Origin of the sequence: Bradyrhizobium sp. STM 3561 (genome assembly GCF_045571455.1) — a bacterium.
In the GTDB taxonomy this organism is placed as follows: Bacteria; Pseudomonadota; Alphaproteobacteria; order Rhizobiales; family Xanthobacteraceae; genus Bradyrhizobium; species Bradyrhizobium vignae.
In genome coordinates this window covers 6060202-6084311 of the sequence record NZ_CP120695.1, presented here as the reverse complement: position 1 = coordinate 6084311, position 24110 = coordinate 6060202, and the positions used below count along the sequence as shown (strand labels likewise).

Genomic DNA, 24110 nt, shown 5'->3' with positions numbered 1-24110 from the left:
GTGTGTCCTCGAGTCTAGCGATCGTCCAGCACGTCACCGAACCCCACCCAGCTCTTGCCGTTGAAGCGCCGGAGCTGAAGCTGCTGGAACGGCAGATAGTCGTCGGAGCCGGTCGAAACTGCCATGCCCGGCAGCAGCAGCGGCAGCTTCACCTCCTTCAGCGAGGCCGCCTGGCGCATGATGTTGTCGCGGCTGAAATCATCCTTGCACGCCTTCAGCACGGTCATCAGCAGTGTCGCATAGTGGTAGCCGGCTGCGTAGTTGGAATTGGAGAGATCCGCGTTCGGCATGTAGTGCTTCATGAAGGCGAAATATTCCTTCACACCGGGATCGTTGGCCCATTGCGGGTCCATCGTGTCCTTCTGGTTGCTCGACGAGATCAGGCCGACGGCGTTGTCGAGCCCGGCGGGCTCCAGGAACGAGATCGACGAGGCCGAGGTCGGCACGAAGAACAGCTCGGGCTTCCAGCCAATCTCGGCCACGCCCTTGATCATCTGCGAGGTGAACTTGCCGAGCACGACGCCGAACAGCACGTCGGCGCCCGACGCCTTCAGGGTCGAGAGCTGCGAGCTGATCGTCGGCGCGCTGGTCTCATAGGTCTGCTCCGCAACGATCATGCTGGCGGCCTTGGCGCCGAGCGCGCGTTTGAAGCCCGCGACATAGTCGCGGCCGAAATCATCGTTCTGGGACAGGATGGCGATCTTGGCGTCGGGCTTGGTCCGCAGCACGTGCTTGCCATAGACCACGCCCTCGGACTCGTAGGCGGCCATGCCGGGCATGGTCCACGGATATTTCTGCGGATCGGCCCATTTCGTCGCGCCCGAGAGCACGAACAGCTGCGGGACTTTCTTGCCGTTGAGATAGCGCTGCACGGCGCTGTTGGTGGCGGTGCCGAGCGAGCCGAACATCATCAGCACTTCGTCCTGTTCCACCAGCTTGCGGGTCTGCTCGACTGTTTTTGGCGGCGAGTAGGCATCGTCCAGCGTGATGAACTTGACCTTGCGGCCGTTGATGCCGCCCTCGGCATTGACCTTCTCGAAGAAGGCCTCCTGCGTCCGCCCGATCGCGCCGAAGCCGGAGGCCGGGCCGCTATAGGGCAGGGTTTGTCCGATGCGGATCTCGCCGCTGCCTTCGGCATGGGCGCCGCCGCTGGCGAGCGCCAGCAGGGACAGGCCGATCAATGCGGCTGCCAGCTTCATGATGTCCTCCCTTTTTTTCTTGCCCGGTCCGAGACGTCAGGCGCTCACGCGCATCAGGAAATCCTGACCGGCCTGATCGAATTCACTCTTCATGCGGTCGACGAGCTCCGCGACGGGAGGGACATCGGTGATCTGTCCGATGCCCTGGCCCGATCCCCAGATGTCGCGCCACGCTTTCGATTTCATGTTGCCGCCGGAGCCAAAGTTCATCTTCGATTTGTCGGCGACCGGGAGATTGCCCGGGTCGAGGCCGGCGGCGGCGATCGAAGGGCCGAGATAGTTGCCGTGCACGCCGGTGAACAGGTTGGTGTAGACGATGTCGTGCGCGGCATGCTGCGTCAGCGCCGACTTGTAGGCTTCGTCGGCATTGGCTTCCCTCGTGGCGATGAAGCGCGTGCCCATATAGGCGAGGTCGGCGCCCAGCGTCAGCGCGGAGGCGATGCCAAAGCCGTCGCTGATCGCGCCCGACAGCAGGATCGCGCCGTCGAACCATTGCTTGACCTCGCGGACCAGCGCGAAGGGCGACAGCGTGCCGGCATGTCCGCCGGCACCGGCGCAGACCAGGATCAGGCCGTCGACGCCCTGCTCGGCGGCTTTGCGCGCATGCTTGACGTTGATGACGTCGTGGAACACCAGCCCGCCATAGGAGTGCGCGGCCTCGACGATCTCCGCCGGCGGCCGTAGCGAGGTGATGATGATGGGCGCCTTATGCTTGACGCAGGTCTCCATGTCCTTCATCAGCCGGTCGTTGGAGGTATGACAGATCTGGTTGACGGCGTAGGGCGCGACCTTCTTGCCGGGATTGCGCGATCTGTATTCGCCGAGCTCGTCCTCGATGCGGCTCAGCCATTCGTCGAGCTTCTCGGCCGGACGGGCATTGAGCGCGGGAAAGGACCCGACCACGCCCGCCTTGCACTGGGCGATCACCAGCTCCGGCCCGGAGACGATGAAGAGGGGCGAGCCGACGACGGGCAGCTCGAGCGAATCCTTCAAGAGAGTGGGCAGCGCCATCATGTCCTCCTGAAACGCGGCACCGCCGGCGGGCGGATGACGAGGCGTTTCCATGTTGATTGTCGCGCGGGCGGATTGGCGCCCGTGTTGCGGATTTGAGTCCATTATAAGGTTGGACGGCGCGGCCCGGCCGTTCAATAATGAACGGACCATCATTTAGATATGAACAAGGCTGCCGATGGACTGGGACCTTTGCAAGACCTTCGTTGCGGTCGCCGATACCGGCAGCTTCACCGCCGCCGCCCGCCGGCTGCACACCAGCCATCCCACCGTCAGCCGCAACATCGCGGCGCTGGAAGCCCAGCTCGGCACCCGATTGGTGGCGCGCGCCGCCGACGGCCTGGCGCTGACCGCGGATGGAAGGACGTTGCGCGAGCACGCCGAGGCAATGGCTGCGGCGGCGATACGGGCCGAGACCGCGGTCGCGGCGAAAGGACACAAGGCGCGCGGTATCGTCAAGCTGTCGATCGGCGCGACGCTGGCCTCTCATTGGCTGATGCCGCGCTTGCCTGCCTTCCTGCGTGCGCACGATCATATCCAGCTCGAGATCATCACCCATCCGTTTCCGGCAAGCGTGCGCCGGCGTGAGGCGGACGTGGTATTGCGGCCCGTCGACAGCGGCGAGGAAAACCTGGTTGGCCGCAAGATCGGCCGTCTCGGCACGGGATTCTATGCCTCCCGCGATTATGCCGCCGGGCGGTCACTGCCTGAACGGCGCGGCGAGTGGAAAGGGCACAGCGTCATCGGTTTCGCCGACCAGGCGTCCAATGCGCAGCTCGCGCGCTGGAGCGACGTCGTCACGCGGCAGGCGAGGGTGGTGATGCGCTGCTCCTCCCAGGGGGACATGCTGGCGGCGGTCCGCGCCGGGATCGGAATCTCGGCACTGTCGTGCTTCGTCGCCGAAGCCTATTCCGATCTCGTGCGCGTCGCCCCGCAGAAGCTCGCCAGCGTCGCGGATCTGTGGCTGCTGGCCCATCCCGACCTCGTCGAGCTCCCGGCGGTGCGCGCCGTGGTCGATTTCGTCGCCGAATGCGCCCGGGCCGACCGCGCGCGGCTGCGGGGCTAGCCCGCCCCCGCGAGCACGCCCTCGCGTTTCTTCACCGCGCGGTAATAGCTCCACCACAGATGCGCCGCCGCGCCGCGCAGTGGACGCCAGGGTTCGGCGAGCGGCGCCATTTGCTTCTCCGTCGGCCGCGCCTTGAGGCCGAGCCCGATCTTGATGCCCTCCTGCACCGCGAGGTCGCCGGCCGGCCAGGCATCGCCGTGGCCGAGGCAGAACAGCAGGTAGACGTCCGCGGTCCACGGCCCGATGCCGGGCAGCGCGATCAGCGTGTGATGCGCGGCATCGGCATCTTCTTCTGCAAGCACGTCCAGGTTCAACCGCTGCGCGGTGATCTCGCGGGCGAGATGCTTGAGGGTCTTGATCTTGGCGGCGGAGAGGCCGAGCCGTCCCAGCCGGTCGGTGCGCGCGCGGCGCACGGCGTCATGGTCGAACGGATCGAACGCCGCCGACAGCCGTCCCCAGATCGCCGCGGCACTCGCGGTCGAGAGCTGCTGCCCGCAGACGATGTGCGCCAGCCCCGTAAAACCCGGCTCGCGCCGCCGCAGCGCCGGCATGCCCGCGATCTCGAGCACGGGTTTAAGGCGCGGATCGCGCTTGATCAGCGCGTGAACGGCGTCTTCGAGATCGGACTGGGTTTCGAGGTGAATGGTCATTCTTATGGGATCATTGTTATGGGACTCGTCATGGCCGGGCTTGACCCGGCCATCCATCTCCTATCGTAACAGAGTCATGGAGGATGGAGTGCCGGGTCAAGCCCGGCAATGACGGATACACCGAGAACTCATGCCACCCGTTTTCCGATTTGCCCCGAGCCCGAACGGCTTCCTGCATCTCGGCCACGCCTATTCTGCGCTGCTCAATTTCGATCGCGCGCGAGAGACCGGCGGGCGGCTGCTGTTGCGGATCGAGGACATCGACGCGACGCGCTGCCGGCCGGAATACGAGACGGCGATCTACGAGGATCTCGCCTGGCTCGGAATTGCCTGGGAGAGGCCGGTGCGCCGGCAGTCCGAACATCCCGCCGATTATCGCGCCGCCCTGGAAAAGCTCTCTGCGCTCGGTCTCGTCTATCCCGCCTTCGAAAGCCGGGCCGAGATCGCAAAGCTTGTGGCCGCGCGCGAGGCCGATGGGCCATGGCCGCGCGATCCGGACGGCGCACCGCTTTATCCGGGCGACGCCAAATCACTGTCGGCTGACGAGCGCTCGCAGCTGATCGCCTCGGGCGCGCCTTACGCGCTGCGTCTCGACATGGCGGCCGCCTGCCGCGGCGCCGCCGGCCTGAGTTGGAACGAGCTCGGCGAGGGGCCCGATGGCGAGCGCGGCAGCGTCCCGGCGCGGCCCGAGGTGTGGGGCGACGTGATCCTGGCCCGCAAGGAGACGCCGACCAGCTATCATCTGTCGGTGATCGTCGACGACGCACTCCAGGGCGTCAGTGAGATCGTGCGGGGCCAGGACCTGTTTCATGCCACATCGGTGCACCGTTTGTTACAGGTCCTGCTCGGCCTGCCCGAACCCACCTATCGCCATCACCGGTTGATTCGCGACGAGGCAGGCCGGAAGTTGTCGAAGTCGAGCCGCTCGACCGGTCTGCGCGCCTTGCGTGCGGCCGGCATCGCGCCTGCCCGTGTCCGCCAGCTGGTGGGATTAGATTAAGTTTCTCTGGGGGTTAGCTAAACGTCGCCGTGACTCCGGGGGTTCCTCCATGCCATGCTTGGCCAGTGCGGGGTTCGAAGAGGGTACTTCGAAGGGGATTCATGGCGGCGAAAATGCGTCCAGCGCGCACAACGCGGACGTCCAGGCGGCTGCCTCGGAAGCCCGGGGCGGCCGCCCGGTTGCGCAAGCGCAGCACCAAGGCGGTCGGGCCGGACGTGGTCCAGGCGGCGCTGGCCGCCTTTGCTCATGAGGTCCGCACCCCCCTGACTGGTATTCTGGCGATCAGCGACCTGCTCGCGACCTCCGATCTCGGCGAACGGGAGCGGCGCTGGGCCGATACGATCAAGGCCGGTGCCGAGCATCTGGCGAGCCTCGCCACGCTGTTCGTGGATGCCGCCAAAACGGGCAAGGGGGCGGGAAAGGGCGGCGGCGCGCTGCGGCAGGACCTGTTCGACCTCAGGACGCTTGCCCGCAGCGCCGGCGATTCGCTGGCCGGCCGCGCCGCGGCCAAAGGTCTCCGGGCCGAGGTCGGGATCTCCGAAAAGCTCCCTGGACTTGTGGTCGGTGATCCCGTCCGCCTGCGCGCCGCGCTCGAGAACCTGATCGACAATGCCGTGAAATTCACCGACCAGGGCGGCGTGGCGCTCGCAGTCGAGCCGTGGCGTCCGGCCAAAGGTCAAGCGAAGGGCAAGGGCAGGGTCGGCGTCGCCTTTGCGGTCTCCGACAGCGGCATCGGCCTCACCATGGCCGAGATCAAGCGGCTGTTCCGTCCGTTCACCCAGGCCAATGTCACCATCGCCTCACGCTTCGGCGGTGCCGGCCTGGGGCTCTCCTCGGTCAAGCAATTGGCCCGCGCGATGGGCGGCGATATCACCGTGGCACCGCGCCGCGGCGGCGGCGCCACCTTCACGTTGACGGTGTCGCTGGATGCTGCGGGGTCAGGCAAGACTCGCAAGGCGAAGGACGGCAGCGAGCCCGAAGCGGTCGCCGCCCTTCGCGTGCTCAGCGTCGAGGACAATCCATTCGGCCGCGTCGTGCTCAACACCATCCTGACCGAGCTTGGCCATCATGCCGAGTTCATCGGGCGCGGCGAGGATGCGGTCGGCCGGCTGGAGCAGGGCGCGTTCGACGCGGTGCTGATGGACATGGTCCTGCCGGGCATCGACGGCATCGAGGCCATCAAGCGGATTCGCGCGCTGCCGACGCCGCTGGCTCAGATTCCGATCATCGGCGTGTCCGGCCGCGGCGAGGACGAGGCAGCCTCGCGCCAGGCCGGTGCCGATGCCTTCCTAGTCAAGCCTGTGTCTCCGCGGGCTTTAGCGACTGCGCTGCTTGAAGCGACACGCCGTGAGGAAGCCGCGACTTGATGATCGCAGCGTTGAGTTCGCCGCCGTAAACGAAGATCGCGGCGATGAAATACAGGAACACCAGCGCGATGATCACCGAGGCGAGGCCCGCATACATCGTGACGTAGTTGTTGGCGAAGCGCGCCAGATACTGTCCGAAGACGACGCCGGAAACCAGCGACGCCACCACTGTGAAGATGATGCCCGGCACGATCTGGAGGAAGCTGCGCCGTCCCGCCGGCAGCCAGGCGTGCAGGATGAACAGCGCCACCACCAGCGCGCTGATGGTGATGCCGTAGCGTAGCCAGGTGAGAATGCTTTCGTTCGATTCGACGAACAGGGGAATGTGGCGCCGCGCGGCCTCGATGATCAGCGGACCGAGCACGATCAGGAATGCCATGGCGAGGGCCGTGAAGGCCGCAATCAGCGTATAGGCGATCGATTCCAGCCGCAGCCAATACCAGCGCCGCATCTCCACCACTGCATAGGCGCGGTTGAGCGCGACCCGGAGCGCCTCGACGCCGTTGGAGGCGAAATAGACCGACAGCGCCGCGCCGATGGTCAGGATGCCGGTGCGCGTGGTGGTCAGCACGTCATGCACCTCTCCGGAGATCGAATCGGCGACCTGCTTGGGCCAGACCTGAAGCATCAAGCCGGCGGCTTGGTCGGCGAGTTCCTTGGAGCCGAAGAAGCCGGCGAGCGAGGTCAGCACGATCAGGAACGGGAATAGCGCCATCAGCGTCGACAGCGCGATGTGGCTAGCGATCGCCCAACCATCATCGGCGAGGAACGTGTAGAACGCGTCCATCACCACGACGTAGATGTAGCGGATCGCTTTCACCGCTTGCTCCAGCTTCGCCTCTCCCCGCGCGCGAGGAGGGGCCGACGCAAGCCGAGCGATGCGCAGCATCGTTCGGCGGCGGGTGAGGGGGACTCTCCGCGGGGACGAAGAGAGAGGGACGCGCGGAGAATCCCCCTCACCCGGAATCCGCGCTGCGCGCGCATTCCGGCCTCTTCCCGCACGCGGGGAGAGGCGAAGAGAACGGGGCGCTCGCGCAAATCGGAAATCATCGAACCAGCTTCTGATATTATTGGCTCAAAAGCCAGATCGCGAACGCCATGGCGGACCGGCGCACACGGTGTTATCTACCCCCAATGGCATCTCTCCTCAGTACTTTCATCCTGCCGGCGGCAGCGGGCGCCGTGGCGCTGGTGCTGCTGCTCGGACTCGTCAACATGATGCGCGGTGGTTCGCCCAACACCTCGCAGAAGCTGATGCGCTGGCGCGTGCTGCTTCAGTTCGTGGCGATCATCATCGCGATGCTCGCGGTCTGGGCGATGGGGCGATAGGGCATGATCCGAAACCCGAAGGGCCGCGTTTGCGAAAAGTGCGAAGCGGTTTTCCGACAAGGTCATGCCCTAAACCAAGGAGACCAGCATGGTGGTGCTGAACCGCATCTACACGAAGACCGGTGACGACGGCACGACGGCGCTCGGAACCGGCGAGCGGCGTCCGAAATACGATCTGCGCATCGAGGCCTATGGCACCGTCGACGAGACCAATGCGGCCATCGGCGTGGTCAGGCTTCACACGCGGGACATGCCCCAGTTCGATGCGATGCTTGGCCGCATCCAGAATGATCTGTTCGATCTCGGCGCGGATCTCGCCGTGCCCGAACGGGAGGGCAAAGCCGAGCGGCTGCGGGTAGTGGTGGGTCAGGTCGAGCGGCTCGAGCGCGACATTGACGCGCTCAACGACAAGCTCGCGCCGCTGACCTCCTTCGTGCTTCCCGGCGGCACGCCGGCCGCTGCCTATCTGCATGTGGCGCGCACGATATGCCGCAGGGCGGAACGCGTGATCGTGGAACTGGCGGCTCGGCCTGGCGAGCCGGTCAGCGCGGCTGGCATCCAATATATGAACCGCCTGTCCGACTTCCTGTTCGTGGCCAGCCGGGCCGTTAATGGCAATGGCGCCGGCGATGTGCTCTGGGTTCCGGGCCAGAACCGCTGACCCATCGCGGTCCGCAATTCAGAAGGCCAAAATTAGAGCCGTTCGCGCGTTGACCGGGGCAGATCAGGCCTTTAGGTTCCGCGCCAGTTGATAACCCCCCTCCTAAATTGAGTGAAAGAGGATCGATGAAGGTCTTAGTGCCGGTAAAGCGGGTGGTCGATTACAACGTCAAGGTCCGCGTCAAGGGCGATGGGTCGGGCGTTGAACTCGCCAACGTCAAGATGTCCATGAACCCGTTCGATGAAATCGCGGTCGAGGAAGCGTTGCGCCTGAAGGAAGCCGGCAAGGCCACCGAGGTCGTGGTGGTCTCCATTGGACCGGCGCAAGCGTCTGAGACGATCCGCACTGGTCTCGCCATGGGCGCCGATCGCGGCATCCTGGTCAAGGCCGAGGGCACCGTCGAGCCGCTCGCCGTCGCCAAGATCCTGAAGAAGGTTGCCGAAGAGGAGCAGCCTGGCCTCATCATCCTCGGCAAGCAGGCGATCGACGATGACAGCAACCAGACCGGCCAGATGCTGGCCGCGCTGCTCGGCTGGTCGCAGGCGACCTTCGCTTCCAAGCTCGAGGTCGAAGGCTCTGATTTCAAGGTCACGCGCGAAGTCGATGGCGGCCTGCAGACTGTGAAGCTGAAGGGACCGGCGATCGTCACCACCGATCTCCGCCTCAACGAGCCGCGCTACGCTTCGCTGCCCAACATCATGAAGGCGAAGAAGAAGCCGATCGCGGAGAAGACCGTCACCGATTACGGCGTCGACGTCGCCGCGCGTCTCGAGGTTCTCAAGACGGCTGAGCCGGCCGGCCGCAAGGCAGGCGTCAAGGTCAAGGACGTCGCCGAGCTGGTGTCGAAACTCAAGAACGAAGCCGGGGTGCTCTGATGACGACGCTTCTGATTGCCGAACACGACAATGCGTCGCTGAAGGATGCGACCAACAAGGCCCTGACCGCGGCTGCCGCGCTCGGTGCGGATGTCGAGGTGCTGGTCGCCGGAAAGAACGCCAAGGCCGCGGCGGATGCCGCTGCCAAGCTCGCCGGCGTGAAGAAGGTTCTGCTCGCCGATGGCGACCTCTACGCGCACGACCTCGCCGAGCCGCTGGCCGCACTGGTCGTGTCGCTGGCGTCCGGCTATGACGCGATCGTCGCGCCGGCGACCTCGCGCTTCAAGAACGTGATGCCCCGCGTCGCCGCCCTGCTCGACGTCATGCAGGTCTCGGAGATCATCAAGGTGGTCGCGCCCGATACATTCGAGCGCCCGATCTACGCCGGCAACGCCATCCAGACGGTGAAGTCGAAGGACGCCAAGAAAGTCATCACGGTGCGGACCTCGACCTTCGCCGCAGCTGGCGAAGGTGGCAGCGCGCCGGTCGAGAACGTGGCGGCGGCCGCTGATCCGGGTCTGTCGACTTTTGTCGGCGAGGAGGTCGCCAAGAGCGACCGTCCCGAGCTGACCTCCGCGAAGATCATCGTCTCCGGCGGCCGCGCCATGCAGAGCCGCGAGAACTTCGCCAAATACATCGAGCCGCTCGCCGACAAGCTGGGCGCCGGCGTCGGTGCCTCGCGCGCCGCGGTCGATGCGGGCTATGCGCCGAACGATTGGCAGGTCGGCCAGACCGGCAAGGTCGTGGCGCCCGAGCTCTACGTCGCGGTCGGCATTTCCGGCGCTATCCAGCATCTGGCCGGCATGAAGGACTCCAAGGTGATCGTTGCGATCAACAAGGACGAGGATGCGCCGATCTTCCAGGTCGCCGATTACGGCCTGGTCGCCGACCTCTACCAGGCGGTTCCGGAGCTCACGGCCGAACTCGCCAAGCTCGGCAAGTAAAGCCGTACAAAACACCGGCCGGGAGGTATAAACTCCGGCCGGTGTTTCATTTTTGACGCGTTTTCTTTGGCGTGGGGCACGCCTTCGAAGCGATCCAATCTAGGTTTCGAGCCAAGGTTCTGATTAAATCAGGCTTCTGGTCAAATCAGACCTCCCGGCTCAGGGGATAGGCAGGGCGCGACATGCGCGCCGTTCCGGTGGATGACATTATGGCGGCAGTGATCAAGAAGGTCGGCGTGATCGGCGCGGGTCAGATGGGCAATGGCATCGCGCATGTCGCGGCGCTCGCCGGCTTCGACGTGGTGCTCAACGACGTTTCGGCCGACCGCCTCAAGTCGGGCATGGCCACCATCAACGGCAATCTGGCGCGCCAGGTCTCCAAGAAAGCCGTCACCGAGGACGACAAGGCGAAGGCGATGGCGCGCATCACGCCGGCCGAGAAGCTGGACGATCTCGCCGATTGCGACCTCGTGATCGAGACCGCTGTCGAGAAGGAAGAGGTCAAGCGCAAGATCTTCCACGAACTCTGCGCCGTCTTGAAGCCGGAGGCGATCGTCGCCTCCGATACGTCCTCGATCTCGATCACACGGCTCGCCGCCGCCACCGATCGCCCGGAGCGCTTCATCGGCATTCACTTCATGAATCCGGTGCCGCTGATGGAGCTGGTCGAGCTGATCCGCGGCATCGCCACTGATGATGCGACCTTCGACACGGCCAAGGAATTCGTGGCCCGGCTCGGCAAGCAGGTCGCCGTGTCGGAGGATTTCCCGGCCTTCATCGTCAACCGCATCCTGCTGCCGATGATCAACGAGGCGATCTACACGCTGTATGAAGGCGTCGGCAATGTCGAGGCGATCGATGCGGCAATGAAGCTCGGCGCGCATCATCCGATGGGCCCGCTCGAGCTTGCCGATTTCATCGGCCTCGATACCTGCCTCTCCATCATGCAGGTGCTGCACGAGGGGCTGGCCGATTCCAAGTACCGCCCGTGCCCGCTACTGGTGAAATACGTCGAGGCCGGTTGGCTCGGCCGCAAGACCCAGCGCGGCTTCTACGACTATCGCGGCGCCAAGCCGATTCCGACGCGGTAAGACAGTCCTGTGCCCCGGACGCAGCGCAGAGCGCTGCCGAGACGGCGCACAGAAGCCACGTGCACGGGGCCCCGGCTCTGAGGCGCGTCACTTCGTGCCGCACCTCGTCCGGGACACCAAACCTTTCCCACTCACCTCTCGTTAACGCCTCGCGCCTAGGTTACGGCCGGTACGAGGGCTCGCGTCATGGATATGATGGCAATGGTCAGCACCATGCTGGCCGCTCAGCAAGGCGCGCTGCAGTCGAATATTGCGGCGACGCTGACCAAGCAGAACATGGATATGGAGAAATCCACCGTTCTGACGCTGCTCGGTGCCGGTCAGCCATCGCTCGCCAATGTCGGCCCTGGCGTCGGCGGCAATCTCAACGTGACGGCTTAAAGCGACGCGGCGGCCTTGCCGGTCGCCGCCCGGATTAGCTTGAGCGCGTCCTCGCTTGCCCATTCCGCCGGTCCCGCGATCGTCGCGATCTCGCACCCCTGGGGGTCGACCAGCACCGAGGTCGGCATGCCCAGCGCCCGGCCTATGGCCTTAAGATCCTGAAAAACCTTTGCTTTCTGGTCGTTGAAATAGCCGAGCCGGGTCAGATTGGCTTCTTTCAGGAACGCCCTGGGCTTCTCGGGGTCGCGGGTGTCGATGTTGATCGCCACGACCTCGAAATTCGGGCCCGACAGCTTGCCCTGGAGCTCGTCCAGCGCCGGCATTTCCTTCCGGCACGGCACGCACCAGGTCGCCCAGAGGTTCACCAGCAGCGTCTTGCCGCGGAAGTCGGACAGTTTTTTCGGCTTGCCGTCCGCGTCCTCGAAGACAAGGTCGGGCAGCTTCAACGGGGCGCTCGCCATGGTCAGCGCCGCCACCTCGCCATGGGCGAGCGGGGCAATCTTCTGCGCTGTGGCCACCGCCGTTCGGCAAGCGGGATCGCCAGATGGTGCGCGGTTGAGGCGGAGCCCGTACAGCGCGGCGAAGCCAGCCAGTCCGCCAATCGCCACGGTGGCGATGACGAGGGGGATGCGGCGCGTGGCGGAGGGCTTCTGGTCGAGCATATCGTTTGTCATCCGGTCGCAGATATGGCTATCAGGGGCCTCTTAATACGGCTGGCTGCGGCCAGCAAACGTGCGGCAAATCAAGGCGTGAGCAGGGGATCATGAGCAACAAGATGTGGGGCGGCCGGTTCTCGGAACGTCCCGACGAGATCATGGAAGAGATCAACGTCTCCATCGACGTCGATCGTCACCTCTTCGCCCAGGACATTGCCGCGTCCAAGGCCCACGCCGCGATGCTGGCCAACCAAGGCATCATCACGGCTTCTGATGCGAAAAATATCGGCAAGGGTCTAGACACGATTTTGTCAGAGATCGGCAAGGGCGGCTTCGAATTCAAGCGCGCGCTCGAGGACATCCATATGAATGTCGAGAGCCGCCTGTCGGAGCTGATCGGCCCCGCCGCCGGTCGCTTGCACACCGCGCGCTCGCGCAACGACCAGGTCGCGACCGACTTCCGTCTGTTCGTCCGCGATGTGATCGACGAGACCGATGCCGCGCTTGCCGCGTTCCAGCAGGCGCTGGTGCAGCGCGCGCTGGAGCACGCCGGCACGGTGATGCCCGGCTTCACGCATCTGCAGACGGCGCAGCCTGTCACCTTTGGCCACCATCTGCTCGCCTATGTCGAGATGGCCGCGCGCGACCGCGGCCGCTTCAGGGACGCGCGCCAGCGGCTGAATGAATCCCCGCTCGGCGCGGCCGCGCTCGCCGGCACCTCGTTCCCGATCGACCGCCACGCCACCGCGAAGGCGCTCGGCTTCGACCGGCCGATGGCGAACTCGCTCGATGCGGTCTCCGATCGCGACTTCGTGCTGGAGACGCTGTCGGCGGCCTCGATCTGCGCCGTGCACATGTCGCGCTTTGCCGAGGAGATCGTGATCTGGACTTCGCCGCTGGTCGGCCTTGTCAGGCTCAGCGACAAGTTCACCACGGGATCCTCGATCATGCCGCAGAAGCGCAATCCGGATGCCGCCGAGCTGGTGCGCGCCAAGACCGGCCGCGTCATCGGCGCGCTCAACGGGCTGCTGATCGTCATGAAGGGCCTGCCGCTCGCCTATCAAAAGGACATGCAGGAGGACAAGCAGGGCGCCATGGAGGGTTTTGCCGCGCTGTCGCTCGCGATCCGGGCCATGACCGGCATGGTCCGCGACCTCGTCCCTGACCAAGCCAAAATGAAGGCGGCCGCTGGCGAGGGTTACGCAACGGCGACTGATCTTGCCGATTGGCTGGTGCGGACCCTGAAGATGCCGTTCCGCGAGGCCCATCACGTGACTGGCCGGATCGTGGCGAAAGCCGCGGAGGGCGGCGTGGCGCTGCACGAGCTGCCGCTCAAGGAGATGCAGGCCATCGAGCCAAAAATCACCAAGGAGGTGCTCGGCGTGCTCTCGGTCGAATCGTCCGTGAAGAGCCGCACCAGTTTTGGCGGCACCGCGCCGAAGAACGTGGCGTCCCAGGCCAAAGCCTGGGCGAAGCGGCTGGAAAAAGAGCGAAAATTGGGCTGAGGGCAAAATTTCGCTTATGTTTCATGATCATCCGGCTCTCGCCAGAACGCGCCAATCTCTGTATGGTGCGCCGCGCGTAGTGGGGATTTCGTCGTGACGTCAAAGTTTCGCCCGGCCAGTTCGGGGTGGACCATCATTGTCTTGAGCCTGACGGCGCTTGCGCTGGCCGGCTGCGGCCGCAAGGGTCCGCTGGATCTGCCGCCGACCGCCTCCAACGCGTCCACGACCAGCGGTGCCGCACCTGTAGATACCGAGGCCGAAACTCAGCGGACGCCGAGCGTGTTCAACCCGACCTACGGTGCGGATGCCGCGCCCGCGGCGGCGAAGGGCAAGAAGAAACCGTTTATTCTCGACCCGCTCCTGGACGAACCTCCCGCCAAGAAATAAGCCGGGACAACCGAGCCTGCGCCATGAACCATTTCGAATATCGCAACGGCGTGCTGCACGCCGAGGCGGTGAACCTGTCCGAGCTGGCCGCGACCGTCGGCACGCCGTTCTATTGCTATTCGACCGCGACGCTCGAGCGGCACTACCGCGTCTTCACCGACGCCTTCGCCGGCGAGAAGGTGCTGGTCTGCTACGCCATGAAGGCGAACTCCAACCAGTCGGTGCTGCGCACGCTGGCCAAGCTAGGGGCCGGCGCCGACGTGGTCTCGGGCGGCGAGTTGAAGCGCGCGCTGGCCGCAGGCATTCCCGCAAGCAAGATCGTGTTCTCCGGCGTCGGCAAGACCGAGGCCGAGCTGCGTGCTGCGCTCGCCGCCGACATCCTCTGTCTCAACGTCGAATCCGAGCCGGAGCTCGAGCTGCTGTCGCGCCTTGCGACCGAGATGGGCAAGACCGCGCGGATCTCCTTGCGCGTCAATCCCGACGTCGATGCCGGCACGCATGCAAAAATCTCCACCGGCAAGTCCGAGAACAAGTTCGGCATCCCGATCGTGCATGCCCGCGAGGTCTATGCGCGCGCTGCGAAGCTGCCCGGTATCGAAGTGACCGGCACCGACGTACATATCGGCAGCCAGATCACCGACCTCTCCGGCATGGAGACCGCGTTTCGCATCCTCTCCGAATTCGTGCAGACGCTGCGCAGCGACGGCCATGACATCTCCCACGTCGATTTCGGCGGCGGCCTCGGCATTCCCTATTACATGGACCGCGAGGCGCCGCCGGCGCCGGCCGCCTATGCCGCCATGGTCAAGCGCGTCAGCCACAATCTCGGCTGCACGCTGATGTTCGAGCCGGGCCGCATGATCGTCGGCAATGCCGGCATCCTGGTCGCCAAGGTGATCTATGTGAAGCACGGCGACGGCAAGAACTTCGTCATCATCGACGCCGCCATGAACGATCTGATCCGCCCGACGCTGTACGAGGCCCATCACGACATCCTGCCGGTGACGCAGCCCGCCTCGGGCGCCGCCACCATCATGGCCGACGTCGTCGGCCCGGTCTGCGAGACCGGCGACTATCTCGCCCTCGACCGCACGCTGCCGACGCCAAAGCCCGGCGATCTGCTCGCCATCATGACCGCAGGCGCCTATGGCGCGGTGCAGGCCGGCACCTACAACACCCGGCCGCTGGTGCCGGAGGTGCTGGTGAAGGGCGACCAATACGCCGTGGTGCGCCCGCGCGTCGAGGTCGAGCAACTCATCGCGATGGATAAGCCGGCGCCGTGGCTGTGAGTGTTTAGGCGCGGCGCTATGTCTTCCGCCCGACCACCACGCCCGCCTTCTCCTCGATCGGCTTGATTGCCGCGGTGAAATCGGACTCGGCGCCTTCCGCGCTGATCACGGTCTCCCATAACCGTCCGACCGCATCCGCCACCTCCATCGACAGGCCAAGCTGCTTCATCTCCGCCAGCGCCAGCCGCACGTCCTTCACCATCAGTCCGGTGGCGAAGCCGAAATCGAAGGTGCGCGGCAGCACCGAGCGCGGGAACTTGTCGCGGCTCGCCGTGTTCATGCCCGAGCCGGCATTGATGACGTCGATCATCACGGCGGGATCGAGCCCGGCCTTGACGCCCATCACCACGGCTTCCGACGTTGCCACGATCGCGGTGGCCGACAGGAAATTGTTGGCGAGCTTCATGGTCTGGGCCGCGCCGGGCTTCTCGCCGATGAAGAACACCTTTCCGATCACGTCGAGCGCCGGCTTGAGCAGCTCGAACTCGGCTTTCGGGCCCGACACCATCACTGCCAGCGTGCCCTTCTCGGCGCCGCCGACTCCGCCGGAGACGGGACAGTCGATCTGCACGATGTCGCGTTTGGCGAGGAGGCCGTGAATCTTCACGGCCATCGCCGAGCCGACCGTGGAGAGATCGATGAAACGTTTGGCGCGCTTGCCCTCGATCACGCCGTTCGCTCCCGTTGCGACCTCGAGCGAAGCCTGCAGCGAAGGCAGGCTCGCCATGACGGTCTCGACTTGATCGGCGACGTCCTTCGGTGACGCCGCCGCAATTGCGCCGCGCGCCACCAGCTTGTCCATGACCTCCTTGCGCGTGTCGAATACCACGAGCCCGTGTCCCGCCTCGATCAGCCGCCGCGCCATCGGAAAACCCATGTTTCCGAGGCCGATGAATCCGATGTCCATGGTGTTTCCTTGTGGTTGTTATTCGTTGCTGTCGTGAAAATCCGCGCTCCATCCCCCGTGTCGTCCCGGACAAGCGCGCCTCAAGCGCGCGCTGATCCGGGACGACGATGAGGAGGAACGTTGCGCCCCTCACTCACACGCCGCCTCACGCCTTCCCATCGATCTCGGCGAACACCTCGCGCGCGATGCGGAAACTGTCGACCGCGGCGGGCATGCCGCCATAGATCGCGACCTGCATCAGGATCTCGCGGATCTCTTCGCGGCTGACGCCGTTGGTGAGTGCACCCTTGAGATGCGCGCGAAACTCGTGCTGGCGGTTGAGGATCGCGATCATGGCAATGTTGAGCATGCTTCGGGTCTTGCGCGGCAGCTCCTCGCGGCCCCACACCGCGCCCCAGCAATATTCGTTGAGCATCTCCTGGAACGGACGGTTGAAATCGTCGACGTTCTTCAGGGCGTTGTTGACATAGGCCTCGCCCAGCACCGCTTTGCGGACTTCCAGGCCCTTGTCGTGCATCTTCTTGTCCATGGCGTTTCCTTTGTTCCAACAGGGATGGCGCGCGGAAATTACGGGGTTGCACCGGGCCAGTCACGTCCTCGTGTTATGCGGGAAAAGGAGGCTCCTCCGTACCGGAACGGATGCCTCAGTGCTGCCGTTGTGATAGGCTCTTCTCTACCGGGCAACCTGGAGAGTTGATTGAACGGCGTCACCCCCGGCCCGTCAGGCCCGATCCGCAACAGTGACGCGCTGTCGCGGCTGAAGCTGGCGCAGGCCCTTGATCGGGCTACTTATGCCATCGCGTGGGAGCGTGCCTGGCCCAATGTGGCGCGCCTTCTGACCGTCGCCGGCTTCTTCCTGGTGGTGTCCTGGGCTGGTCTCTGGCTCGCCGTGCCGTTCGTTGCCCGGGCCATCGGCCTTGCCCTCTTCGCTGCGATTGCAGTCGTCGCCCTGTTCCCGCTGATTCGCTTCCGCTGGCCGAGCCGCGAGGAAGCGCTCGCCCGGCTCGACCGTGGCTCCGGCATCCGTCACCGCCCGGCCACCACGCTCACGGACACGTTGACCTCGCAGGACCCGGTCGCGCAGGCGCTGTGGCAGGCGCAGCGCGAGCGTACGCTCGCCTCCATCAAGCGCATCCGCGCCGGTCTGCCGCACCCGCGGCTCGCGCTTCACGACCCCTGGGCGCTGCGTGCCCTTGTCATGGTGATGCTGGTTGCGACCTTCTTCGCCGCAGGTGACGAGCGTGCGATGCGGCTCGGCGCTGCCTTCGACTGGAACGGGGTGCTGGCGCCGACCAATGTTCGCGTCGACGCCTGGGTCACGCCGCCGCTCTACACCGGTAAGCCGCCGGTCATCCTGTCGGCCGCCAACAAGGAGGCTGCGGCCTTGCCCGCCGGCGGCCCGCTTTCCGTTCCCGCCGGCTCGACCCTGATCGTGCGCTCTTCCGGTGGCAGTCTGGATGTCGTCGTCTCCGGCGGACTCAAGGAAGTCGCCCCAACTGAAGCCAGCCCCAAGGGGACCAACGAAAAGCACTTTGCCATTTCCGGCGACGGCACCGCGCGTGTCCGCGCGCCTTCCGGCCAGCCGCAATGGGCGTTTGCGGCCACGCCGGACCGTCCGCCGACGATCGCGCTCGCCAAGGACCCGGAGCGCCAGGCGCGCGGCGCGCTCCAGCTCTCCTACAAGCTTGAGGACGATTACGGCGTCACCGGCGCCGAGGCGAAATTTGCCCCGCGGTCGACCGATGCCAAGGACGGTACAAAGGACGGTACAAAGGACGGTACAAAGGACGGTACAAAGGACGGTACAAAGGACGGTACAAAGGACGGCACGAAGGACGGGACGAAGGCTGCTGCCGGCGATGGTGACACCAGGGCGGCTCCGCGGCCTCTGTTCCAGCCACCGCAATTCCCGCTCGCGCTGCCGAATGCGCGGACCCGCAACGGCATCGGACAGTCGGTGAAGGATCTCAGCGAGGATCCCTATGCCGGCGCCGAGGTCACGCTGACCCTCACGGCCAAGGACGAGGCCGGCAACGAGGCCGCAAGCGAACCGTTCAACATGCGCCTGCCCGAACGGCTCTTCACCAAGCCGCTGGCACGTGCACTGATCGAGCAGCGCCGCATTCTCGCGCTCGATGCGAACAAGAATTCCGACGTGTATGCCGCGCTCGACGCGCTGATGATCGCGCCCGAAATGTTCACGCCGGAGCCCGGACAATATCTCGGCCTGCACAACGTGGCCCGACAGCTCGAGGCCGCGCGCACCGATGATGCCCTGCGCGAGGTCGTGGCAAGCCTGTGGGCGCTTGCGGTGACGATCGAGGACGGCAAGATCTCCGACGTCGAGAAGGCGTTGCGCGCGGCTCAGGACGCGCTGAAGCAGGCGCTGGAGCGTGGCGCGAGCGACGAAGAAATCAAGAAGCTCACGCAGGATCTGCGTCAGGCGCTGAACGATTTCATGCGCCAGCTCGCCGAGCAGTTCCGCAACAACAATGACCCGCAGCAGCTGGCGCGGCCGCTCGACCCGAACACCAAGGTCCTGCGCCAGCAGGATCTGCAGAACATGATCGACCGCATGGAGCGCCTGTCGCGCTCCGGCGACAAGGATGCGGCCAAGCAGTTGCTCGACCAGCTCCAGCAGATGTTGGAAGGTCTCCAGATGGCGCAGCCGGGGCAGTCCGGCGAGAGCGACATGGAGCAGGCGCTGAACGAGCTCGGCGACATGATCCGCAAGCAGCAGCAATTGCGCGACAGGACCTTCAAGCAGGGCCAGGATTCCCGGCGCGACCGCTCGCGCGGCAAGCAGGGCGATCAGTCCATGTCGGAGCTGCAGCAGGACCAGCAGGGGCTGCGCGACCGCCTGAAGAAGCTGCAGGACGAGCTTGCCAAGCGCGGCCTCATGCAGAAGGGAGAAAAGGGGCAGAAGGGCCAACAGGGACAGAAGGGCCAGCAAGGGGATCAGGGCCAGCCCGGCCAGAACGGCGATCAGGACGGCGACCAGGGCGATGACGACGGCAGTCTGGATGCTGCCGACGGTGCCATGGGCGATGCGGGATCAAAGCTCGGCGAGGGCAATGCCGACGGCGCCGTGGACTCGCAGGGCAAGGCGCTCGATGCGATGCGCAAGGGTGCGCAGAAAATGGCCGAGGCGATGCAGCAGGGTGACGGTGACGGCCAGGGCGACGGACCCGGCCAACGCGCCGGCCGTCAGCAGAGCGGTGGCAACCAGACCGACCCGCTGGGCCGTCCGCTGCACGGGCGCGAATATGGTGACGATTACACGGTCAAGATTCCCGGCGAGATCGACACCCAGCGTGTCCGCCGCATTCTCGAAGAGCTCCGCCGTCGTCTCGGCGACCCCTCGCGCCCGCAGATCGAGCTCGACTACATCGAGCGGCTGCTGAAAGAGTTTTAACGTCACACTCGCTGTCATCGCCGGGCCCTGACCGGGCGATCCAGTATTCCAGAGACCGGCGTTGAAGAGCTCGCTCTTGGCACATCCGCCGCGGCGTACTGGATGCCCCGGTCCCGGCTTCGCCAAGGCTACGCCGGGGCCACAAGGGTGCTCGGCCGCCGAAGCTTTAGCGAAGGCGGCAAGCCGGGGCATGACAGGGGAGTGTGTAGCCGCTGCGCTAACCCTTCCTCGCTGCCAGCGCATCCGCCACGGCCGTGCGGATGTCGGCGACCGAGAAAGGCTTGGTCACGACGTCATGCACCAGCGCATTCAGGTTCGAGGCGCGCTCGCGCTGGTCGGCAAAGCCGGTCATCAGCAGAATGGTCAGATCAGGGAAATCGCGCGCGGCCGAGAGAGCCAGCGCGATGCCATCCATGACCGGCATCTGGATGTCGGTGAGCAACAGGTCGAAGGCGCCGTCCTCGCGGGTCAGGATCTCCAGCGCCTCGGCGCCGTCCTGGGCGGTGACGGTCTCATGGCCGTCCATGGCGATGGCGCGCGCCACGAGCGTGCGCATCGAATCCTCGTCGTCGGCGATCAAGATTTTCGGCATGAGACCAACCTTGGGATCAATCTCCCCTGTGGGGTCGATTATACGCTGCCGCCGGCGATGTCGCGCCGGTTGAAGAAACGAACGTCGATATTGCGGCCCTCAGGCGGCGGCGAGGCAAGGCGCGAGCGGAAGAAGGCGCGCTCGCCGGGCCGCAGCACGGTCTGTTCCAGCACCGTGTTCCAGGCGTAGATCTCCGCGCCTTGCGCGTCGCGCACGGCAAAGCGCAGCCGCGGGATGTCGAGCGGCTTCTTGCCCTCGCCCACGATCACGCCCTCGATCACCAGCACCTGCTTACCGTCCACGGTCTCGCTGGAGAGCTTGACGTCCTTGAAGGCGAGGCCCCGCAGGTTCACCTCGAGCCCGACCATCTTGTAGAACGCCGCCGTCTGGGGCAGCAGCCGCACCACGTCGCCGCGCCAGATCACCAGTGCCAGGACCAGCGCGCCCATCGCGGCGCAGGCGGTCGGGAGGCCAAAATAGGATTTGCGCGGAGCCGTGGTGGCGACCGCGCGGCTCACCCGCGCCCCGCGGCGGCGGAACAGGCCGCGGAACCAGGACTGGTGCTGTGCACCGGCGGCCTCCTCCTCGGCCTGCCGGGCCGCCGCTGACCATTCGTCCTCGGTTTCGCGGGCCTCCTGGTCCGGCCAGTCGCTGGCGATTGAGGGACTGTCGACGACAGGCGCATCAATGGTGCCGTCGTCCTTGGCATAGGAGTTCCATTGCTCGGCGAGGTCGGACTGGTCGTCGGCCCGGCTGGCCGCGGCGATCGCGGGAACGGACGCCTCCTCGATGGCATCCTCGGCATGCGCGATCCAGGTCTCCTTGCAGCGGGAGCAGCGGACCGCTCGTCCGTTCGCCCCAAGGCTCGCGAGCTTGATGGCGTAGGATGTCATACAATGGGGGCAGACGATATGCATGGACGAGCCTTGATGTATGAACGAAGGTCTTGGACTGGTCTTGACGATGCCGCGGCCGCGGAGAACCGGGCGCCCTTATGCTACAGGGCGACCGTTAACGAACCGGAAACCATAACGGCGGCAAAACCCGATGATCGCGCATGGCGGAGTGCCGCAGCGCGACCCGCGCCCCCTCTCGAACGGAGCTGAACTTGGTTCGGTTCGAAAATGTCGGATTGCGTTACGGTCTGGGGCCGGAGATCCTGCGCGATCTCAATTTCCAGATCCCGGCGCATTCCTTCCAGTTTCTCACCGGACCTTCCGGTGCCGGCAAGACCTCCCTGCTGCGTCTGTTGTTCCTCTCGCATCGACCGACGCGGGGCCTCGTCAATCTGTTCGGCCACGACATCTCGCAGCTCGGCAAGGACGAGATCGCGGACCTGCGCAAGCGCATCGGCATTGTCCTCCAGGATTTCCGGCTGCTCGACCACATGACGACCTATGAGAACGTCGCGCTGCCGTTCCGCGTCATGGGCCGCAGCGAGTCGAGCTACCGCAAGGAGGTGATCGACCTGTTGCGCTGGGTCGGCCTCGGCGATCGCATGGACGCGCTGCCGCCGATCCTGTCGGGCGGCGAGAAGCAGCGCGCGGCGATCGCGCGCGCCGTGATCTCGCGGCCGCAGCTGCTGCTCGCGGACGAGCCGACCGGCAGCGTCGATCCGACGCTCGGCCGGCGCCTGCTGCGGCTCTTCATCGAGCTCAACAAATCAGGCACCGCCGTCATCATCGCCACTCACGACATCGGCCTGATGGATCAGTACGAGGCACGGCGGCTGGTGCTGCACCAGGGACGGCTGCACGTCTATGAGTAGGCTAGACGAGCGCGGCGTGCTGGTCGATCTCGGACAGGAGCGTCCGCAGCTTCCGGCCAAGGCGCGCAACATGTCGCCGATCGTGCCGCGCGCCTCGATCCATGGCAGAGCGCTGGTCGCCGTCGTCGCCATCATGACCTTCCTCGCCTCGATGACCACGGGGACGGTGCTACTGGTGAGTGCCTCCGCCGCGGAATGGCAGTCGGACGTGGCAAGCGAAATCACCATCCAGGTTCGTCCGCAGGCCGGCCGTGATATCGAGCGCGACACCGCCGCCGTGGCGGAGGCGATGCGCGCGCAAGCCGGCATCGTCGAGGTCAAGTCGTTCACCAAGGAGGAGAGCGGTAAGCTGCTCGAGCCCTGGCTCGGCACCGGCCTGTCGATGGACGATCTGCCGGTGCCGCGCATGATCATCGCGCGCGTGCAACCGGGCACGCCGCTCGATCTCGGCGCCTTGCGCGCGCGCGTGACGCAGGTCGCGCCGGGGGCCAGCGTCGACGATCATCGCGCCTGGATCGAGCGCATGCGCGTGATGACAAACGCCACCGTGCTGGCCGGCCTCGGCATCCTCGCGCTCGTCATCATCGCCACGATCATCTCGGTTTCGTTCGCGACCCGCGGCGCCATGGCGGCGAACCGTCCGATCGTCGAGGTCCTGCATTTCGTTGGCGCCGGCGACCGCTACATCGCCAATCACTTCCTGCGTCATTTCCTCAGGCTGGGTCTGGAAGGTGGCGTGATCGGCGGCGGCGCCGCCATGCTGGTGTTCGGCTTCTCAGAGTCCATCGCAGGCTGGTTTTCCGGTACCCCCGTCGGCGACCAGTTCGCCGCGCTGCTCGGCACCTTCTCGCTGCGGCCATCCGGCTACATCGTGCTTGCGGTCCAGGCCGTGCTGATCGGCGGCATCACCGCGGTGGCCTCGCGCCAGACCCTGTTCGCGACCTTGAATGATGTTGATTGAGTTCTTTTCTTTCCTTCTCCCCTCGCGGGAGAAGGTGGCATAGGAGGCCTTCGGCCTCCGTTCTCGAGAACGCCGCAGCGAAGCTTCGGCTATGGCGCTGGATGAGGGGTTCTGTCCAAGCGTACAAATGCTGAGGTGAATGCGCGGAGAGAACCCTCACCCGTCTCGCCGCTGTCGCGACGAGCCACCCTCTCCCACAAGGCCCTACAAGGGGAGAGGGTGAATCGACTTTTCGGCCTGACAGTTTCGTAGCATTGATAAGCCTTTCAAACCGGACTCCACTTCGCCTCAAAACGTCATAAAATTACTCAGGGAAGGGATCACCGACATCGCATGACCTCGCCGACCGACGATCGATCGCCGAAACTGCCGCGCGGCTGGCTGCGCGCGACAATCGTGTCGACGATCGCGCTCGCCTTCGTCGGCGCGGCGGCGGGCTTCATTGCGTTCCTGTCGCAATTGCGCGGCGCCGAGATGGTGCCGGACCGCAAGGCAGACGGCATCGTGGTGCTGACCGGCGGCTCCTCACGGGTATCGGACGCCATGGAGCTGCTGGCTGCCGGCTACGGCAGGCGGCTCCTGATCTCCGGCGTGCATCCGACCTCGACGGCGAGCGACATCTCCCGGACCTTGCCGGAGAACCAATCCTTCATGACCTGCTGCGTCGATCTCGACCGCACCGCGCTCTCGACCCGCGGCAACGCGGCCGAGGCGCGGCGATGGGCGCATGAGCGCCGATTTACATCTTTGATCGTGGTCACCTCCAACTATCACATGCCGCGCGCGCTGGTGGAATTCTCGCACGCGATGCCACAGACGACGCTGATCCCCTTTGCGGTGGTCGGCGACAAATGGCGCGAGGAGCCGTGGTGGACCTCGGGTTCGACGCTGCGCCTGCTCCTGTCCGAATATGTCAAGTACATCGCGGCCGAGCTCAGGGTCCGGCTGGAGGATTTCGGGATTGACCTTTCGCCCGAGATGTCGGAGCAGCCTGCGGGTCAGCAACCGAGGCGGCCCGCCACCGCCCAGGCCAATTGACTGGCAAATTGATCGGAC

At 65.5% G+C, this 24110-nt stretch carries 25 protein-coding genes; 16 read left to right on the top strand and 9 right to left on the bottom strand.

Going from position 1 to position 24110, the window contains the following annotated elements; translation table 11 throughout:
- Window positions 1-14 precede the first annotated feature (14 nt).
- Both P6U28_RS28880 and P6U28_RS28875 read right to left on the bottom strand, forming a co-directional pair.
- Entirely contained in the window at window positions 15-1199 is a 1185-nt protein-coding gene (locus tag P6U28_RS28880; protein WP_122400769.1) for an ABC transporter substrate-binding protein, read from the bottom strand.
- 36 nt (window positions 1200-1235) lie between these two features.
- A complete protein-coding gene (locus P6U28_RS28875) occupies window positions 1236-2210 on the bottom strand; it encodes a nitronate monooxygenase family protein (RefSeq protein WP_209294853.1) in 975 nt (324 codons plus the stop codon).
- Window positions 2211-2388: 178 nt separating this feature from the next.
- Here P6U28_RS28875 and P6U28_RS28870 point away from each other — a divergent pair, with 178 nt between their 5' ends.
- A complete protein-coding gene (locus tag P6U28_RS28870; RefSeq protein ID WP_407120303.1) occupies window positions 2389-3276 on the top strand; it encodes a LysR family transcriptional regulator in 888 nt (295 codons plus the stop codon).
- On the opposite strand, the gene P6U28_RS28865 is transcribed toward P6U28_RS28870, so the two are convergent.
- Entirely contained in the window at window positions 3273-3926 is a 654-nt protein-coding gene (locus P6U28_RS28865; RefSeq protein WP_122400771.1) for a DNA-3-methyladenine glycosylase, read from the bottom strand. The two genes, P6U28_RS28870 and P6U28_RS28865, sit on opposite strands and share 4 nt — an antisense overlap.
- A gap of 130 nt (window positions 3927-4056) precedes the next feature.
- Here P6U28_RS28865 and gluQRS point away from each other — a divergent pair, with 130 nt between their 5' ends.
- Window positions 4057-4926, top strand: coding sequence for a tRNA glutamyl-Q(34) synthetase GluQRS (gene gluQRS, locus P6U28_RS28860; RefSeq protein ID WP_122400772.1), 870 nt, complete (start codon window positions 4057-4059; stop codon window positions 4924-4926).
- A 101-nt stretch (window positions 4927-5027) separates the two neighbouring features.
- On the top strand, window positions 5028-6293 hold the full coding sequence (locus tag P6U28_RS28855) for an ATP-binding protein (protein ID WP_122400773.1): 1266 nt from the start codon (window positions 5028-5030) through the stop codon (window positions 6291-6293).
- On the opposite strand, the gene P6U28_RS28850 is transcribed toward P6U28_RS28855, so the two are convergent.
- Window positions 6220-7113 (bottom strand): YihY/virulence factor BrkB family protein, encoded by an 894-nt coding sequence (locus tag P6U28_RS28850; RefSeq protein WP_122406362.1) that lies wholly within the window; start codon window positions 7111-7113, stop codon window positions 6220-6222. The two genes, P6U28_RS28855 and P6U28_RS28850, sit on opposite strands and share 74 nt — an antisense overlap.
- 314 nt (window positions 7114-7427) lie before the next feature.
- Between P6U28_RS28850 and P6U28_RS28845 the strand changes: the two genes are divergently transcribed.
- The 6 genes from P6U28_RS28845 (at window position 7428) to P6U28_RS28820 (ending at window position 11574) form a co-directional block, all read left to right on the top strand.
- Entirely contained in the window at window positions 7428-7622 is a 195-nt protein-coding gene (locus P6U28_RS28845) for a twin transmembrane helix small protein (protein WP_035711572.1), read from the top strand.
- Between the two features lie 88 nt (window positions 7623-7710).
- Window positions 7711-8283 carry a cob(I)yrinic acid a,c-diamide adenosyltransferase gene (locus P6U28_RS28840; RefSeq protein WP_122400774.1) on the top strand — a complete coding sequence of 191 codons (573 nt, stop codon included), beginning with the start codon at window positions 7711-7713 and terminating at the stop codon, window positions 8281-8283.
- A gap of 125 nt (window positions 8284-8408) precedes the next feature.
- Complete coding sequence (locus tag P6U28_RS28835; RefSeq protein WP_122400775.1) at window positions 8409-9158, top strand: electron transfer flavoprotein subunit beta/FixA family protein; 750 nt, start codon at window positions 8409-8411, stop codon at window positions 9156-9158.
- Entirely contained in the window at window positions 9158-10102 is a 945-nt protein-coding gene (locus P6U28_RS28830; RefSeq protein ID WP_027573280.1) for an electron transfer flavoprotein subunit alpha/FixB family protein, read from the top strand. Before P6U28_RS28835 ends, P6U28_RS28830 begins: the two co-directional genes overlap by 1 nt.
- A 209-nt stretch (window positions 10103-10311) precedes the next feature.
- A complete protein-coding gene (locus tag P6U28_RS28825) occupies window positions 10312-11193 on the top strand; it encodes a 3-hydroxybutyryl-CoA dehydrogenase (protein ID WP_122400776.1) in 882 nt (293 codons plus the stop codon).
- A gap of 186 nt (window positions 11194-11379) precedes the next feature.
- Window positions 11380-11574, top strand: coding sequence for a putative motility protein (locus P6U28_RS28820; protein ID WP_027562813.1), 195 nt, complete (start codon window positions 11380-11382; stop codon window positions 11572-11574).
- On the opposite strand, the gene tlpA is transcribed toward P6U28_RS28820, so the two are convergent.
- Window positions 11571-12236: a thiol:disulfide interchange protein TlpA gene (tlpA, locus tag P6U28_RS28815; protein WP_122400777.1), complete on the bottom strand. Its 666-nt coding sequence runs from the start codon at window positions 12234-12236 to the stop codon at window positions 11571-11573. The two genes, P6U28_RS28820 and tlpA, sit on opposite strands and share 4 nt — an antisense overlap.
- Before the next feature lie 101 nt (window positions 12237-12337).
- On the opposite strand from tlpA, the gene argH reads away from it, so the two are divergent.
- The 3 genes from argH (at window position 12338) to lysA (ending at window position 15411) form a co-directional block, all read left to right on the top strand.
- Complete coding sequence (gene argH, locus P6U28_RS28810; protein ID WP_122400778.1) at window positions 12338-13735, top strand: argininosuccinate lyase; 1398 nt, start codon at window positions 12338-12340, stop codon at window positions 13733-13735.
- A 93-nt stretch (window positions 13736-13828) separates the two neighbouring features.
- Window positions 13829-14122 carry an LPS translocon maturation chaperone LptM gene (lptM, locus tag P6U28_RS28805; protein WP_122400779.1) on the top strand — a complete coding sequence of 98 codons (294 nt, stop codon included), beginning with the start codon at window positions 13829-13831 and terminating at the stop codon, window positions 14120-14122.
- Window positions 14123-14145: 23 nt separating this feature from the next.
- A complete protein-coding gene (gene lysA / locus P6U28_RS28800; protein ID WP_122400780.1) occupies window positions 14146-15411 on the top strand; it encodes a diaminopimelate decarboxylase in 1266 nt (421 codons plus the stop codon).
- Window positions 15412-15427: 16 nt separating this feature from the next.
- Here lysA and P6U28_RS28795 read toward each other — a convergent pair whose 3' ends face one another.
- Both P6U28_RS28795 and P6U28_RS28790 read right to left on the bottom strand, forming a co-directional pair.
- Window positions 15428-16318: an NAD(P)-dependent oxidoreductase gene (locus tag P6U28_RS28795; protein ID WP_122400781.1), complete on the bottom strand. Its 891-nt coding sequence runs from the start codon at window positions 16316-16318 to the stop codon at window positions 15428-15430.
- A gap of 145 nt (window positions 16319-16463) precedes the next feature.
- Window positions 16464-16847 (bottom strand): carboxymuconolactone decarboxylase family protein, encoded by a 384-nt coding sequence (locus P6U28_RS28790; protein ID WP_122400782.1) that lies wholly within the window; start codon window positions 16845-16847, stop codon window positions 16464-16466.
- A gap of 168 nt (window positions 16848-17015) precedes the next feature.
- On the opposite strand from P6U28_RS28790, the gene P6U28_RS28785 reads away from it, so the two are divergent.
- The gene (locus P6U28_RS28785) at window positions 17016-19733 is read left to right on the top strand and encodes a TIGR02302 family protein (RefSeq protein WP_407120302.1); all 2718 of its coding nucleotides are present in this window, start codon (window positions 17016-17018) and stop codon (window positions 19731-19733) included.
- Window positions 19734-19950: 217 nt separating this feature from the next.
- Here the strand turns inward: P6U28_RS28785 and P6U28_RS28780 are convergent, their stop codons facing one another.
- Window positions 19951-20325, bottom strand: a complete 375-nt coding sequence (locus P6U28_RS28780; protein WP_100232458.1) for a response regulator — start codon at window positions 20323-20325, stop codon at window positions 19951-19953.
- Between the two features lie 38 nt (window positions 20326-20363).
- Complete coding sequence (locus tag P6U28_RS28775; protein ID WP_162500099.1) at window positions 20364-21242, bottom strand: MJ0042-type zinc finger domain-containing protein; 879 nt, start codon at window positions 21240-21242, stop codon at window positions 20364-20366.
- 191 nt (window positions 21243-21433) lie between these two features.
- Between P6U28_RS28775 and ftsE the strand changes: the two genes are divergently transcribed.
- The 3 genes from ftsE (at window position 21434) to P6U28_RS28760 (ending at window position 24092) form a co-directional block, all read left to right on the top strand.
- Window positions 21434-22093 (top strand): cell division ATP-binding protein FtsE, encoded by a 660-nt coding sequence (gene ftsE / locus P6U28_RS28770; protein ID WP_122406363.1) that lies wholly within the window; start codon window positions 21434-21436, stop codon window positions 22091-22093.
- Window positions 22086-23054, top strand: a complete 969-nt coding sequence (locus tag P6U28_RS28765; protein ID WP_122400785.1) for an ABC transporter permease — start codon at window positions 22086-22088, stop codon at window positions 23052-23054. The genes ftsE and P6U28_RS28765 overlap by 8 nt, the downstream gene beginning before the upstream one ends.
- Window positions 23055-23387: 333 nt before the next feature.
- Window positions 23388-24092: a YdcF family protein gene (locus tag P6U28_RS28760; RefSeq protein WP_122400786.1), complete on the top strand. Its 705-nt coding sequence runs from the start codon at window positions 23388-23390 to the stop codon at window positions 24090-24092.
- Window positions 24093-24110 lie beyond the last annotated feature (18 nt).

Excerpts from the sequence above, each read along its gene's own strand:
- P6U28_RS28880 (WP_122400769.1), bottom strand. The coding sequence starts at position 1,199 with ATGAAGCTGGCAGCCGCATTGATCGGCCTGTCCCTGCTGGCGCTCGCC.
- P6U28_RS28875 (WP_209294853.1), bottom strand. The coding sequence starts at position 2,210 with ATGGCGCTGCCCACTCTCTTGAAGGATTCGCTCGAGCTGCCCGTCGTC.
- P6U28_RS28870 (WP_407120303.1), top strand. The coding sequence starts at position 2,389 with ATGGACTGGGACCTTTGCAAGACCTTCGTTGCGGTCGCCGATACCGGC.
- P6U28_RS28865 (WP_122400771.1), bottom strand. The coding sequence starts at position 3,926 with ATGACCATTCACCTCGAAACCCAGTCCGATCTCGAAGACGCCGTTCAC.
- gluQRS (WP_122400772.1), top strand. The coding sequence starts at position 4,057 with ATGCCACCCGTTTTCCGATTTGCCCCGAGCCCGAACGGCTTCCTGCAT.
- P6U28_RS28855 (WP_122400773.1), top strand. The coding sequence starts at position 5,028 with ATGGCGGCGAAAATGCGTCCAGCGCGCACAACGCGGACGTCCAGGCGG.
- P6U28_RS28845 (WP_035711572.1), top strand. The coding sequence starts at position 7,428 with ATGGCATCTCTCCTCAGTACTTTCATCCTGCCGGCGGCAGCGGGCGCC.
- P6U28_RS28840 (WP_122400774.1), top strand. The coding sequence starts at position 7,711 with ATGGTGGTGCTGAACCGCATCTACACGAAGACCGGTGACGACGGCACG.
- P6U28_RS28835 (WP_122400775.1), top strand. The coding sequence starts at position 8,409 with ATGAAGGTCTTAGTGCCGGTAAAGCGGGTGGTCGATTACAACGTCAAG.
- P6U28_RS28830 (WP_027573280.1), top strand. The coding sequence starts at position 9,158 with ATGACGACGCTTCTGATTGCCGAACACGACAATGCGTCGCTGAAGGAT.
- P6U28_RS28825 (WP_122400776.1), top strand. The coding sequence starts at position 10,312 with ATGGCGGCAGTGATCAAGAAGGTCGGCGTGATCGGCGCGGGTCAGATG.
- P6U28_RS28820 (WP_027562813.1), top strand. The coding sequence starts at position 11,380 with ATGGATATGATGGCAATGGTCAGCACCATGCTGGCCGCTCAGCAAGGC.
- tlpA (WP_122400777.1), bottom strand. The coding sequence starts at position 12,236 with ATGCTCGACCAGAAGCCCTCCGCCACGCGCCGCATCCCCCTCGTCATC.
- argH (WP_122400778.1), top strand. The coding sequence starts at position 12,338 with ATGAGCAACAAGATGTGGGGCGGCCGGTTCTCGGAACGTCCCGACGAG.
- lysA (WP_122400780.1), top strand. The coding sequence starts at position 14,146 with ATGAACCATTTCGAATATCGCAACGGCGTGCTGCACGCCGAGGCGGTG.
- P6U28_RS28795 (WP_122400781.1), bottom strand. The coding sequence starts at position 16,318 with ATGGACATCGGATTCATCGGCCTCGGAAACATGGGTTTTCCGATGGCG.
- P6U28_RS28790 (WP_122400782.1), bottom strand. The coding sequence starts at position 16,847 with ATGGACAAGAAGATGCACGACAAGGGCCTGGAAGTCCGCAAAGCGGTG.
- P6U28_RS28780 (WP_100232458.1), bottom strand. The coding sequence starts at position 20,325 with ATGCCGAAAATCTTGATCGCCGACGACGAGGATTCGATGCGCACGCTC.
- P6U28_RS28775 (WP_162500099.1), bottom strand. The coding sequence starts at position 21,242 with ATGCATATCGTCTGCCCCCATTGTATGACATCCTACGCCATCAAGCTC.
- P6U28_RS28765 (WP_122400785.1), top strand. The coding sequence starts at position 22,086 with ATGAGTAGGCTAGACGAGCGCGGCGTGCTGGTCGATCTCGGACAGGAG.
- P6U28_RS28760 (WP_122400786.1), top strand. The coding sequence starts at position 23,388 with ATGACCTCGCCGACCGACGATCGATCGCCGAAACTGCCGCGCGGCTGG.